General features: G+C 37.7%; 9 protein-coding genes. 5 read left to right on the forward strand and 4 right to left on the reverse strand.

The window, feature by feature from the left end:
• The first annotated feature begins 2 nt into the window (after positions 1-2).
• From NDQ71_RS22535 to NDQ71_RS22545, 3 genes are read left to right on the forward strand one after another with little or no spacing between them, the layout of a single operon-like run.
• Entirely contained in the window at positions 3-2,699 is a 2,697-nt protein-coding gene (locus NDQ71_RS22535) for a Z1 domain-containing protein (protein ID WP_192542738.1), read from the forward strand.
• Positions 2,692-3,645: a PD-(D/E)XK motif protein gene (locus NDQ71_RS22540; protein WP_301562785.1), complete on the forward strand. Its 954-nt coding sequence runs from the start codon at positions 2,692-2,694 to the stop codon at positions 3,643-3,645. The genes NDQ71_RS22535 and NDQ71_RS22540 overlap by 8 nt, the downstream gene beginning before the upstream one ends.
• Complete coding sequence (locus tag NDQ71_RS22545; protein ID WP_301562786.1) at positions 3,642-5,690, forward strand: AIPR family protein; 2,049 nt, start codon at positions 3,642-3,644, stop codon at positions 5,688-5,690. The genes NDQ71_RS22540 and NDQ71_RS22545 overlap by 4 nt, the downstream gene beginning before the upstream one ends.
• Before the next feature lie 5 nt (positions 5,691-5,695).
• On the opposite strand, the gene NDQ71_RS22550 is transcribed toward NDQ71_RS22545, so the two are convergent.
• A complete protein-coding gene (locus NDQ71_RS22550) occupies positions 5,696-7,237 on the reverse strand; it encodes a DNA cytosine methyltransferase (RefSeq protein ID WP_192542608.1) in 1,542 nt (513 codons plus the stop codon).
• A gap of 849 nt (positions 7,238-8,086) precedes the next feature.
• Positions 8,087-8,266, reverse strand: a complete 180-nt coding sequence (locus tag NDQ71_RS22555; protein ID WP_192542609.1) for a hypothetical protein — start codon at positions 8,264-8,266, stop codon at positions 8,087-8,089.
• A 719-nt stretch (positions 8,267-8,985) separates the two neighbouring features.
• On the opposite strand from NDQ71_RS22555, the gene NDQ71_RS22560 reads away from it, so the two are divergent.
• Both NDQ71_RS22560 and NDQ71_RS22565 read left to right on the forward strand, forming a co-directional pair.
• The gene (locus NDQ71_RS22560; RefSeq protein WP_301562787.1) at positions 8,986-9,450 is read left to right on the forward strand and encodes a hypothetical protein; all 465 of its coding nucleotides are present in this window, start codon (positions 8,986-8,988) and stop codon (positions 9,448-9,450) included.
• 2 nt (positions 9,451-9,452) lie between these two features.
• A complete protein-coding gene (locus tag NDQ71_RS22565; protein WP_301562788.1) occupies positions 9,453-10,370 on the forward strand; it encodes a histone deacetylase in 918 nt (305 codons plus the stop codon).
• 439 nt (positions 10,371-10,809) lie between these two features.
• Here the strand turns inward: NDQ71_RS22565 and NDQ71_RS22570 are convergent, their stop codons facing one another.
• Positions 10,810-11,778 carry an IS30 family transposase gene (locus NDQ71_RS22570; RefSeq protein ID WP_086959932.1) on the reverse strand — a complete coding sequence of 323 codons (969 nt, stop codon included), beginning with the start codon at positions 11,776-11,778 and terminating at the stop codon, positions 10,810-10,812.
• A 412-nt stretch (positions 11,779-12,190) separates the two neighbouring features.
• Positions 12,191-13,737, reverse strand: a protein-coding gene (locus NDQ71_RS22575; RefSeq protein ID WP_301562789.1) for an IS3 family transposase whose coding sequence is annotated in 2 segments (ribosomal slippage) — positions 12,191-13,257 and positions 13,257-13,737 — 1,548 coding nt in all. Because the reading frame shifts where the segments join, the coding sequence is not laid out codon by codon here.
• Positions 13,738-13,758 lie beyond the last annotated feature (21 nt).

Raw genomic sequence — 13,758 nt, forward strand, 5'->3', positions numbered from 1 at the left:
TTATGACTGATATCGTTAAACTAAACCAAATAGAAGATTTAAGTGAAAAATTTTTAGTAGCTAAAGTCGGCGAAAAGGAACTAGATCAGATTGACTCAGAAATGATTCTTGAGACAGTAAAAATGATGGCGTATAGCTTATCTGTTACTGATGAAAACGATATAAATTTGATAGTCACAAAACTGGAAGAACGATTTGATATAAGTATGACTTTAGGGTCCTATTTTGAAGCACAAGACTATATTCCTTGGTTAGAGGATAACCGTGGCGACATTGATTGGTTCTTCTGGAATAGATATAAAAGACACTTATCGCATTCAAATTTCCCACCGAAAGTAGTAACGCAGTTAGATCTAGTGACTGACAAAATATTGGACCATTTAGAAAACCCCAAAAAAGAAGGTGATTGGTCAAGAAAGGGGTTAGTTGTTGGTCACGTGCAATCAGGTAAGACTGCTAACTATACTGGTGTTATAAATAAAGCGGCAGATGCTGGTTATAAAGTTATTATTGTACTTGCTGGTATATTGAGTGCTCTCAGAAGTCAGACACAAGAAAGGATTGATGAAGGCTTTAGAGGGGTTGATAGCTCTAAGCAATTAGATGACATCCCATTGAAAGATAGGCTTGTTGGCGTAGGTAAATATTCACATGACAAAGTTCCAATTTCATTTACAACTACTGTTCATGACTTTAAAAACAGCATAGCTAAACAAATAGGATCAACTTTAGATAATTTTAATCAGCCTGTTGTCTTAGTTATCAAAAAGAATAAAGCTATACTACAAAACCTCATAAACTGGTTAAAAAACAATAACCTTAACTTAGACCAGTTTCCGTTTCTTCTAGTTGATGATGAAGCTGACCATGCTTCAATAAATACAAACAGAGAAGACTCTGATGTGACTGCGATTAATAGTAAGATCCGCGAGTTACTTAAGCTATTTCGACAAAATATGTATCTAGGCTACACAGCTACACCTTTTGCAAATATTTTTATCGATCCAGATAACAATGATGAAATGATAGGTGATGAGCTTTTTCCAAGAGATTTTATTATTAGCTTAGACGCTCCCTCAAATTATGTTGGCTCGAAGAGAATATTTAGCTCAGATTCTGATTTAGACATAGTTCGAGAGCTACTAGATTTTGAAGATTTGCTTCCTCCTTCCCATAAAAAGGATTATGTACCTGAAGCTATTCCTGCGTCACTGGAAGAGGCAATTAGGGTATTTACCTTAATTAGAGCTATTCGGATCTTAAGAGATCAAGAATTTAAACATAATTCTATGCTGATAAATGTTAGTCGGTTTACTGATGTACAAAGCCATATAAAATTATTAGTACATGATTATGTTGATGAACTTAGAAGAAACATTATTAATCATTATGCATTGGATGAATTACAAGCAATTAAAAATGAATCTATTAGAAGCTTGAAAGAAACTTTTGATAAAGAGTTTTCAGAAGTTGAATTTGATTGGAAATCGGTTCAATTAACTTTAAAAAGAGCGGTATCCCCAATTAAAACAATTGAGGTCAACGCATCAAAAAATTCAGAGCCTTTAGATTACAGTAAAGAAAATTACCCTAAAGGAAGAAGCATTATAGCTGTTGGTGGATTAAGCCTATCTAGGGGGCTAACTTTAGAAGGCTTAACAGTTAGTTATTTTATTCGAAACACGCAGATGTACGACACTTTAATGCAAATGGGCCGATGGTTTGGCTATAGAGACGGTTTTGCTGAACTTTGTCGGTTATATATGCCTTATGATGCAATTTCTTGGTATGAACATATCTCTGACGTTACCGAAGAACTAAGAGATGAATTTAAAAGAATGGAAAATGCCAAGCTTACGCCTGAAGAGTTTGGATTATGTGTTCGCAGCCACCCTGAATCACTTATTGTAACAGCAAGAAATAAGATGCGTACGGGTACAAGTGTATTGAGGCAAATTAGTTTACATGGACGACATGTTGAAACAACTGTTTTAGGTACTTCTAACAGCTTACAGGACAGCAACAAAACAGCTTTAGATTACTTAATAAAGGATTTACTGCTTACTAATAGCCTGATTAATACCTCAAGTACCAATTATTTATTTCAAAATATTAACGATGAGCCTATTAAAAGGTTTATCGATGCCTATACAAATCATCCAGCTTCCATAATGACAGAACCAAAGCCTATTTTAGATTACATCGGAAAAATTAATTGCAATTGGGACGTTCAATTAATCAGTAACTCTAAGCCTCAGAATGAATATAAGGCCCACACAAGGCAAAGCATTATCATGCACCCCTTAATGCGGACTGTAAGTCTGTATAAGGAAACGAAAAGTGCTATAACATCCAGCAAAAGGCGGTTTAGTGATCCCAAATGGGAAAGAGCAGGAGTAGACAAAGCAAAAATAGATGCGCATATTAAAAAACTAGAGAATCCTAGATCTCTATCAGGAAAGTTATTACGACAATTAAGAGATCGTCCATTATTGACCGTTTACCTATTAGATTATGAGTTAGGGGAAACAAAAGAACCTGCAATAGAGCAAACAGCTTTAGCATGGAGTATTAGTTTTCCGGGCGAAGCAGGTAAAGGCAGACCTGAAAACCTTGTTGAATACATCGTTAATACAACATGGTGGAAGCAAGAATTTTCCAGCTTACTTGAAGAAGAGGATGAATTAGAAAATGATTAATCCTTGGGAAAGCATCAAAACACCAAAAGCAGACTTATCGGCAAGACGAATTGACCATAAGCATCCGTTAGATATTTATTGGGCTAAAGATAGGTTGGGTAGGTACTTATTTGTTTGTAAATTAACGAATGAATGTAAATTGCCACCAAAATATCCGTCTCTATTAGGAATAGAGGTTACTTCTATAGCAGAGACTAAACAATTAGTTTTGAGTCTCAAAAATCCCAGCGACTGGGAACTATTTTTTTCGTTATGCAATGACATTATTTCTGCTACGCGAGTGTTAAAACCATCAGCAGTAGTGCCTGTTATTTTTAGAAGAATTGAGCGCTGGAGAGAATTCTTAAAAAAAGATAAAGAAAAGTTATTACCAGAACGAATAATTAAAGGGCTAATAGGAGAGTTGGTCTACTTAAATCATCATTTGGCAAAAAAGTATGGAGTAGCTCAAGCAATAGACTTCTGGACCGGGCCGGAAGGCAGTCCGCAAGACTTTAATATTCAAAATGCGGCTGTAGAGGTAAAGTGTCAAATAGGCACATCATCGCCAAAAATAAAAATCTCATCCGCAGAACAGCTGTGTGGGCAGTTAGATGAACTCTATTTATTCGTGATCACTCTAGGAAGAACTGAGCCTGAAGCTCAAGACGCACTGTCACTTCCTAACTTAATTTTGAGTATTCAAAGCATACTTGAAGAAGAGGGACACTCACAACAGCTTGAAAAATTCCAAGACGCTTTACTAAACATAGGGTACGCGCATAGCGAAGAGTATTCCACTTTTAGTTATATAGTAGCTTTTAAGAAGTTCTACTGCGTATCAGGGGACTTTCCGAGAATTACTTTATCAAATATTCCAAATGGGGTTTCCAACGTAACTTATGATTTGGAATTGACAAATTGTGAACCATTTTTAATTGAAGAACCGTGGGTATCAGCAGTATGAGTTTAGAATTATTTTACACAAACTTTATGCAGGAAATTTATAGCGAGGCTGAAGTTGGAAGTAAGTTTAATGAACCTGTTTTTGTTGAAAAAGTTTGCGATTATTTGGTTGAACAAGCTGTTATAGAAAATTACAGTCTTTGTAGTTATAAAAAAGACTCTTTAGGGCTTAAGCTAGATGCGTGGCACCAAAATGATGAAAATGGAGTATTAACATTAATCGTATCCCATTATAAAGATAGTCTAGAAACTTTAACGACTTCGCTAGCGACACAAATTTCAAAAAGGGCTGTTCGATTTTTTGAAAGAAGCCTAGATAGTAGTTTCTATCAAACTATGGAGGAGACAGATCTTGCGTATCCACTTGTACGGGAGATATGTCTTAAGTCGTCTGGGATCACAAGTATTAAAGTTATTATAATTACCAACGGTGAAACAAGTAAGTCAATTAAATCTATTCCCTCTGTTGATAGCGATAACGGCATAAAAATTAATTTTGATATATGGGACATTGAGAGAATTTATCGTATTGACTCATCTAAAACAGGTAAGGAATCAATAGAAATTGATTTTAAAGAAGAGTTTGGTAACTACCTTCCTTGTCTGAAGGCGTTTTCGCAAACAGATGAATACCAGTCATATTTATTAGTCTTACCCGGCTCACTACTATCCAAACTTTATGACAAGTATACCGAGAGGCTACTAGAGCAAAATGTACGAACATTTCTTCAATTTAAAGGAAAAGTAAATAAAGGAATGAGGAATACCATTATAAATCAGCCAAATATGTTTTTTGCATTTAATAATGGTTTAACAGCTACAGCGGAAGAAATCACGACATATGAAGAGCATGGCAATACCATGATCTCCAAACTAAAAAATTTACAAATCGTGAATGGCGGGCAAACTACAGCGTCAATATACAATACATTGAAAAAAGAAAAAGCAGATTTATCTCAAGTTTTTATTCAGGTGAAATTAACCATCGTGCCGCCGGAGTTTGTAGAAACAATTGTTCCTAAAATTTCGGAGTTTGCTAATACTCAAAATAAGGTTAATGCCGCAGATTTCTTCTCTAACAGCCCTTTTCACTGGCGTTTTGAAGAGCTTTCTAGAAGAATTTGGGCACCATCTTCTGAAGGTGGGCTTCAAGAAACTCATTGGTTTTATGAAAGAGCACGTGGTCAATACATTACAGCCAAAACTAAACTAACTCCTGCTGAACAGAAAAAGTTTGAGAAGGTTAACCCTAAGCCACAAATGCTAACTAAAACAGATTTAGCTAAGTTTTATAATTCATGGGAAAAAATGCCACATATTGTAAGCCTAGGTGCTCAGAAAAATTTCGGTAGATTTGCTGATGTAATGACGGAACAATGGAATAAAGATGATAAACCATTCAATGAGTTATTCTTTAAAGAATCAATCACTAAAGCAATTCTATTTAAAGAATTAGATAAAAAAATTATGAAACAGCCGTGGTATGGCGGATATAAGGCCAATATTGTTACTTATACAATATCGAAGTTCCGACATATGATTGATGGCAAAGGTAAGTTACTAGACCTTATGGCAATTTGGAATAAACAGTCTTTGCCTCCTGAGTTGCTAGAGAACCTTCTTGATATCGCAGCAAAAGTAAATGAAGCTATTAAAGATACGCCTCAACACGTTACTAACATTGGTGAATGGTGTAAAAAGCCCGATTGTTGGGAGAGAGTGATAAACACGCATGTTCCTTTAAATAGTGCTGTAGAAAATATGTTAATAGATCCAATCGTAGCTAAAGAACAAAAAAAAGAAGCTGCTACTGTCCAATGCATCGATAATGGTATCGAAGCTCAGAAATATGTTTTCGATAAAACTGATAAATACTGGAAGAAAATGCAAGATTGGAATAAAACTTCGTTTGTATTGAGTCACAAAGAAAAGGGGATTTTAGATATAGCAGCAGCCATTCCTACTAAGATACCAACTGAGAAACAATGTTTATCTTTATTAGACATTGAAAAGAAAGCCTTAGTAGAAGGCTTTCACTTTGCTTAACAAAACTATTGTTTTGCGTGAAGTAAAAAATTACTTATTAATTGCCCTATTTGGAAAGCTAAGTATGGTGGTACAGCATTACCTATCTGTACGTATTGATTTGTCCTTGTACCTTCAAAAAGATAGTTATCAGGGAATGTTTGTAAGCGTGCGGCTTCTCTAACGCTTAAACTTCTGCATTGCTGTGGATCGTAATGCACGAAATAGTGGCCATCTTTTGAGATATGGCTTGTTACGGTAGTAGCGTATTTATCTGCTACTTGAACCCTAAAACGGTCTGCGTGTGTGCCTGTATCCCAATTTGCATGGGCTGGAGCTAACTCTTGTGGAAAGTGACGAGATTTAGGTGATGAGCCTTCTATTTGGGCATATGCGGCACAGTAAGCGTAGCGAAGTAAATCATTGACCATATGCCCTCTGGTTTCATGGTTTAGCACTACATTTAAGCTAGGGTCTATATACCAGGCTTTTAATGACTCTGGCATAGCTGGAGTTTTGTCGCTCAATGCAGTTTCTATTCTAGATAAACCGATTTTTGGTTGAAGATTTAAGCTATTTGCTGATTCTGGGTCAAATTGCTTTGTTAGAATCTGTTTTAATTTCTCTGCATTTTTAGTAACAGCTGCTTCCCAATCTTTTGCGTTATCTTTTTGTTTTGAAAAACCGCTGCGTAAACTTGGTAAGTCACTAATAGCTTGCTCTACGGTAACTTGGTGTTCGCATAGTTTTAGTGTTTCTGGAGTTGCTTTTATATCCTCACGCACACCCAGTAAAATCACACGATGCCTTGCTTGAGGTATACCGTATTGCTCACAGCGAATTAAGAAATCGGCAGAGTCCTTGTATTGTGGATCTTTTGGGTTCTCGGCATCAACCACTAATGAATAGATTTTATATTTTGGAATCTTTTTTTGTTTAGTTACTGAGCCAGGGTTACGCAAGTCTTCCAATATTTGCGGAAACATAACTTGGCCATTAACTTTGGCTGTTAGGATTCCGCGAACATTCTCCATTACAAAAATATCTGGTTTAGCTAGGCTTATTACCTGTAAATATTCTTTGTATAAAAAGTGACGAGCATCATCTTCTGCAATATAGCTTTTATTTCCGGCATTACGTGAGCGGCCAGCTAATGAATATGCTTGGCAAGGAGGGCCACCGATTAAAACTTTCGGACCTTTATGTTTTTTAACCAGCTCTGTAATTCGCTTGTGTATAAGCTCATTGTCTTTACCAAGCTCTTTTGCGCCGTTTAATGTTTCTAGATTGGCTTCGAATGCAATATCGGGGTGAAGCTCAAATAACTCATCTCGTGTAATTTTTCCATGTAGGTAATCATAGTAATTATCTAACGGCTGAGACTTGTTTTTGAGTAAACGAAAAAAAGCGCGAGTGGTTAAAGTTTGATGTGCATTAGTATCTTTTTCAACAGAAATACCAATTTGAAAAGGTGTTTTACCGTCATCTGTTTTAGCTGCGGAAATCCCTTCACCAAGGCCGCCAGGCCCTGCAAACAAATCAATGACAAGAATTTCACCGTTTTCCATAACTAAGCAACTACAAAATAAAAAAGACAGAGAATCATACCAGGCATGATCCGAGTCATAAAGAGTTATATGAGATTAAAGAGGATGACTGGCTAAAATAGCAGCTAATTGTATAAATATGAACACAGAAGCTAAGCAATTCCCCCGTGATCACACCCGAAATTGAATTAATGATGAGTAATAGCAGCGCATGGATGCGCGTTAAGCGATGCTTACACACGGACGTGTTTCATCGCGTTTACGTTCATATCATTAATTTAAATTGAGGAAACAGTGTGATCCTCGGGGCGCCGAGAGATTCCAAAGAGAAGTCGGCGTTTACTTCTCTTTGGTTGCCGTCGCCAACGCGACATAACTAAAAATTTGCAATTAAAAAAATTGATCGCGATTTAAGTTTTGTTCAATTACCTGAGTAATTAACTGCTCGTAAATACCAATTTGCTGCATTAAATCGCTCCCTGTTTGCGAACATTCAGTTTACTAAAAAATGCAATGTAAACAAGCATTAACTCATTATTGAATTAAAAGCTAATGCTAAGACAATTCCCCCGTCATTTTGCCCGAAAAACCTTAATTGATGAGTAATTAATTGCATGGATGCAATCAAAGCCGTGACTTCGCCATGGGTGAAAAACGCAGTTTTGAACGAGAGGGTAGGGATACCCGAACTGGGGAGCGTACAGGGATGTGCAAGTTGGGCGAATACACGGCGTTTACGTTCATATCAATTGAGGTTTTGAAGAAACTGCAAAATGCTCGGGGCGCCGTGGGGTTTCAAGGGGCGTACGGCGCTATGCGCCCCTTGGTTGCCGCCAGCAATCTGGCAAAAACCTCGAATGAGGTTATATTTTAAAAGTTAAGCGTAGTCTTATTGCTAACTACAATATAATAAAAATATGCCCGCCCGCGCTTTTCAAACTTAAGCTCACCACGTTCACGGCGGTGCATAAGCTCACAGCCTGATATTTTCAGATACGCCATCGCCTCTTTACTCGAAAGCCATTTACCTTTTTGATCTTGAACAGCCATTTTAGTTACTCAAACTAAGTTGAATTTAATATACATAACTCTTTGTACATCGACAAACTTTGTATAAAGACTGCTGTTAAGACAATTCCCCCGTGATCACACCCGAAATTAAATTAATGATGAGTAATAACAGCGCATGGATGCGCGTTAAGCTGTGACTTCGCCATGGGTGAAAAACGCAGTTTTGAACGAGAGGGTAGGGATACCCGAACTGGGGAGCGTACAGGGATGTGCAAGTTGGGCGAATACACAGCATTTACGTTCATATCATTAATTTAAATTGAGGAAGCTGTTTGATCCTCGGGGCGTCGTGGGTGACGATTGACCGAAACGAAGTTTCGCAGCGTGAGGAAGTGGAAGCATGGATGCTGACAGGAACCCAGCTTCATGGATGAATTATTTGCAGCAGAGTTGATTTAAAGACAAATCACACTTTGGTTGCCGTCGCCAACGCGACATAACTAAAAATTTGCAATTAAAACCCAAAGCGCGATATAAAATCGCATCTACCTATTTAAAAATTGCGCTTTTCGCGTCAGCAAGTTTAACGCCTACAGTAAATTTAAACGCTGCTGACAAGTTAATCCCTCGTTACTTTGCCCTAAAACTCAATTGATGAGTAATAGATTGCATGGCGGAATTTAATTTTCTCATTGATTTTTAGTCTTTAAATATATACATTGAACCTAAATTAGGAAATATAAAAAAGGATTTTTGCTATGTTGAAAGTACATGTTTGGCTACCTCATGGTAATATGGTTGGCCATGCCTCAATCTCATTTGGCACAACTTATATTAGTTTTTGGCCGGCAGATGGCGCAGGTAAAAAAGATTTAAAAATAAAACGACGCCAACCAGGGCATTTTATGCGGGCTCTTGAACTCGACATTGAGAGTGAAGGTAACCGTCGCCCACTAACTGTCACCATTCCAGATGCTAATACAGATGCCTTGGAAGATTATGTGGTTTCTTTGATGGAGAATATACCACAATATCAACTCGCCAAATTTAATTGCTCAAATGTTGTGGCTGATTGTTTAAAAGTAGCTTGTAATAAAGAACCCAGTTTTAAACCAAATGCAGCTGCATATGGCAAATTAGCAAGAGTACTAGGAACGGGTATCTGGACACCTCATGAAGTATTACGTTACGCTAAAGAACTTGCTGATACGGAAAACGCATAAACATGAAAGTTATTTATGAACCACGCTTTAACTATCAATTAGGGGTACTGAAATACTTGCATCCATTTGATGGTGAAAAATTTGCTAAGGTCGTTTCTGAGCTTGATGGCTTAAACATTGAAATAATCCATCCAAATGGACCTATTTCTACTAAAGTGATCAATGAGTATCTTAATGAATTAATGAGAAAGTTGGTTTTAAGTAAAACACTTGTTCTCCGTGCACTTGAAGTTCCAAAAATTCCTTTTGTTGGCTTTGATTTTCTAGATAAAAAAATCCTGACACCTATGCGCTTAGCTGTTGCTGGTACTTTATTAGGGGCTGAAAAAGCCTTGGAGTCTGGTGGGATTATGTGGAACTTATCAGGCGGCTTTCATCATGCTAGTAATTTAAATATGGAAGGTTTTTGTATTTATAATGATATTGGTATTAGCTATCAACAATTGCGAAAGAGTGGCCACTTGAGTGAAACTGATAAAGTATTAATTATCGACGTTGATGCTCATCATGGTAACGGTAATGCGTACTCATTCAAAGACAACGAAAATGTGCATTTACTAGATGTATACAATGAGGATATTTACCCAACCTCACAATTTACTCGTAACAGGGTGAATTTTCCGGTTCCGTTAAAAAGTGGTGTAGAAGGCTGCGAATATTTAGAAAAGTTAACCCAAGCGCTTGAGTTAATAACGGGTCATTATGCTTTGGCCTTTGTTATAGCAGGGACTGATGTATTGGCTGTTGATAAATTAGGTGGTTTTAAGCTTACTGTTGAAGATGTTGCTAAGCGTGAAAAAATCATACTGTCTCACTTAAAAACGCTTGAAATACCAACAGTGGTTACTGGTGGCGGCGGATATTCAAAACAAAGTGCTTCTGCCATAGCGGCTGCGATTAAGGCATGTTCAACATTATAAGCTTACCCATTAAAAATATAATAAAATCAAGGCCGGATATAAGCTCCCGCCTATAATTTAAAAACTGCGCAATACTCCGAAAACAATGTGTCATGTGAATTTAATTTACTATTAGCTATTTTGAAGATAGGTAATTATACAAAGACACACTACTGTGCCTGCCACTGAAATAGAGTGAATTGCGCCAATTATTTTATCAACAGGTCTTGCATGTTTGGCTACAAAGCGGCCATCAAACATCGGAGTCGGGGTTCGGGACCTTTCAAAAAACATGGCGAAAATATAGAATGAGGCACTAGCACCGATACCTCTATCCCAACTAGGTGGGTCCACGCCATCTTTCTCCATATTTTTATTAATATACTTAATCGAAATTCTTGAAAATAATATCGATGAAGCAAAAGTACTAATGCTTGAATTCAAGTATTAAGTGCAATCATTATGCAGCCACCAGAACTTCTGATTGCCCCGTAAATAATTCATGAGGGGTTTTATACCCTCTTGTTTTTCTTGGCCGATGGTTGAGCTTATCAACTGCCGCCTGTATCTCTGCTTCACTTAGCGCCATAAAGTCAGTTCCCTTGGGGAAGAAGCGTCTAAGTAAGCCGTTGGTATTCTCATTTATGCCCCGCTCCCATGATGAATAGGGATGAGCGAAATACACATCAGCTTCTAATTTTTGTGCAACATGCTCATGGTGAGCAAACTCTTTTCCATTATCTAACGTCACGGTAATAACCTTACCTTTATATGGTGTCATACACGTGATCAGCGCATCGGCTGTTATTTTCGCATGCTTGCTTTCAATTCTGTGAACGACTGTATATAACGTTTTACGTTCAACCATTGTGACAAGCGCATTTTTACGCCCTTTACCTATCACTGTATCGCCCTCCCAATCACCAATCCTAGACTTTGAATCCACAATACTTGGGCGTTCATCAATGCTGACTCGATTAACTATCTGTCCACGTTTATCATAGCTTCCATAGCGTTTTTTATACTTTTTACATGCACGAGTGAGTGTCTTATGTAGCTTGCCACCACGAGCCTTGTCTCTGTAAATATATTGATAAATTGTTTCATGATGTAAAACGACCTGTTTCTCTAAAGCTAAGCGGCCTGCCACTTGCTCAGGGGAAAGTCCGTCATGCAACAATTTATTAATCCAGTGAGTGACGTCCTCTGTTAACTTACTTGCTTTGAAAGATGACTTACGTCTTTGTTCAGCAAAGTTATTGGCTTGGTTAGGCCGATAGCCTTTAAGTCCTTTATTGCGTTTTAGCTCTCTAGAAATAGATGACGGTGAACGAGTTAGTTCTTCAGCTATCTGCTTTTGGTTATTTCCTGCTTTTATTAACGCGTAAATCTGGTATCTTTCTTCTTGTGTCAGCTGTTTATATTTCATTAAAGCAATTTCCTTTGGCGAGAAAATGGCCGAATTATAACAGCTGGCCATCTAATCTGAGAAATTGCACTTATTATCCGAATTTAGGATGAGAAAAATATAGAATAAGTAAATTAAAAAAGGTGCTAACTCCATCTATAGAATATTCCTGTGGATAGGCTTACGATCATAAATGTTTTCCGTTGTTTTTTTGAAGACAAATCGTCCTTGGTTGCCGCCAGCAATCTGGCAAACACCCCGAATGAGATAGTTACAATAAAAATCCAAGCGCGAGGTAGGCTTCTATCTATAATTTAAAAGCTGTGCTTTCGCATATTTCAGTTATTTTTTACTTACCAAAAAATTGCAAGCTTAGTAAAAAAAAGCCTCTAAAACGGAGTTTTTCAAGTTAGTTGTCGCCTCAAGTTAAATTTTATGCCGCCCGCATTTCTTCTTTTTTCTCAGGATTCAAATTTACTTCGTTTATCATTGACCAATCTCGTGACTTTCCTGACCAACGACTTGGGTTATTCAATTTAGCAGCATCGTTTACCTGCTGACGCTTGGCTAATATCTCTTTATCTAAACCTGAATGACGTTGATTTGGCGTCACAAATTTTATACCACTGTGTAGGTGCTCATTATTGTACCAATCAACGAATCCGCTTACCCATTCTCTTGCTGCGCTTATATCTTCAAATGCCTTTTCTGGGTATTCTGGGCGATACTTTAACGTTTTAAATAACGACTCAGAGTACGGGTTGTCATTACTTACTGACGGTCGGCTAAATGATGGCACAATGCCTAGCTCCTGTAATGTTGCCAACAATGTCGCGCCTTTCATTGGGCTGCCATTATCTGAGTGCAACGTAACTTGCTCTCGCTTTATTTGCTCTCGACTGCAAATATCCTTCATTAAATCTGCGGCTAATTCACTTAATTGTGTGTCGTGAATTTGCCAACCGACAACCTTTCGACTAAAAATGTCCATCACTAAATATAAGTATAAAAATTGCCCTTTTACGCTCGTTGGTAAATAGGTGATATCCCAGGTATACACTTCATTTGCACGCACTGCCTTCAATGCTCTTGGCTTTTTCATCGGCTTTGCCGGCTTTACTTTTTCTCTATGTGTTAATAAGTTATGTGCCTTCATGACACGATAAAATGAACTTTCAGACGCTATCCATATGCCGTTATCAAGCAGCTTAGGGACTATTTTACTGGCCGGTAAATGCCCATACTCAGTTGAGTTAACCGTATTAATAATACGCTGTCGCTCTAACTCTGTGAGACGGTTTGGTGGCCGTTTTATCGTACTTGTTCGCTTGTCAGTCATATTGTCAGCTTCAATCCAACGTTGAACGGTTCTTACCGTCAGCCCAAGTAACTCACATGCTTTTTCTTTCCTTGCCCCAGAATCCTGCGCGTTTGTAATAAGCTTTATTAATTCATGTCGCTCAGCCAGTGTTGTTAATCGTCCTCGTTGAAACCCCAGAGTGCATCCGCTTTTTTTTTGAGAACAAGCAGAGCGGCTGTTTCAGCTAAGGCCTTATCTTTACGATTCAGTTCTTTTTGCAGCTGTTTTATCTCTTGCTTAAGCTGTTTACTGTCTGATTTAGCTAGTTTCGTTGTAGGTCCTTGGGCAAAATCTTGCTTCCACTGCTTAATATGATGCGGGTAAAGCCCTTTATTACGACAGTATTCATTAATGGCTGTTTCATCTAAATGACCACAGTCAATAATCGCGCTGAGTCTTTCTTCTAAACTCCAGTCTTGTGGTCGTTTTTCTGCTGTCATTTGGCTACCCGTCTGGTGTGTTTCAAGTTGATGTTTTTTTGCGAGTGCTATCCAACGCTGTAACGTTGAATAACCGACACCTAAATCATCTGCAATATCTTCTAAGCGAACATCATCACATTGAGATAATGCTTTTTCAACCGCTTGAACTTTAAATTCTTGTGTAAATCGACGTCTCATTATATCTGCCTCTATTAAAAG

It is taken from the genome of Pseudoalteromonas sp. KG3, from assembly GCF_030436385.1.
In the GTDB taxonomy this organism is placed as follows: domain Bacteria; phylum Pseudomonadota; class Gammaproteobacteria; order Enterobacterales; family Alteromonadaceae; genus Pseudoalteromonas; species Pseudoalteromonas prydzensis.

Excerpts from the sequence above, each read along its gene's own strand:
- NDQ71_RS22565 (WP_301562788.1), top strand. The coding sequence starts at position 9,453 with ATGAAAGTTATTTATGAACCACGCTTTAACTATCAATTAGGGGTACTG.
- NDQ71_RS22570 (WP_086959932.1), bottom strand. The coding sequence starts at position 11,778 with ATGAAATATAAACAGCTGACACAAGAAGAAAGATACCAGATTTACGCG.
- NDQ71_RS22545 (WP_301562786.1), top strand. The coding sequence starts at position 3,642 with ATGAGTTTAGAATTATTTTACACAAACTTTATGCAGGAAATTTATAGC.
- NDQ71_RS22550 (WP_192542608.1), bottom strand. The coding sequence starts at position 7,237 with ATGGAAAACGGTGAAATTCTTGTCATTGATTTGTTTGCAGGGCCTGGC.
- NDQ71_RS22540 (WP_301562785.1), top strand. The coding sequence starts at position 2,692 with ATGATTAATCCTTGGGAAAGCATCAAAACACCAAAAGCAGACTTATCG.
- NDQ71_RS22555 (WP_192542609.1), bottom strand. The coding sequence starts at position 8,266 with ATGGCTGTTCAAGATCAAAAAGGTAAATGGCTTTCGAGTAAAGAGGCG.
- NDQ71_RS22535 (WP_192542738.1), top strand. The coding sequence starts at position 3 with ATGACTGATATCGTTAAACTAAACCAAATAGAAGATTTAAGTGAAAAA.
- NDQ71_RS22560 (WP_301562787.1), top strand. The coding sequence starts at position 8,986 with ATGTTGAAAGTACATGTTTGGCTACCTCATGGTAATATGGTTGGCCAT.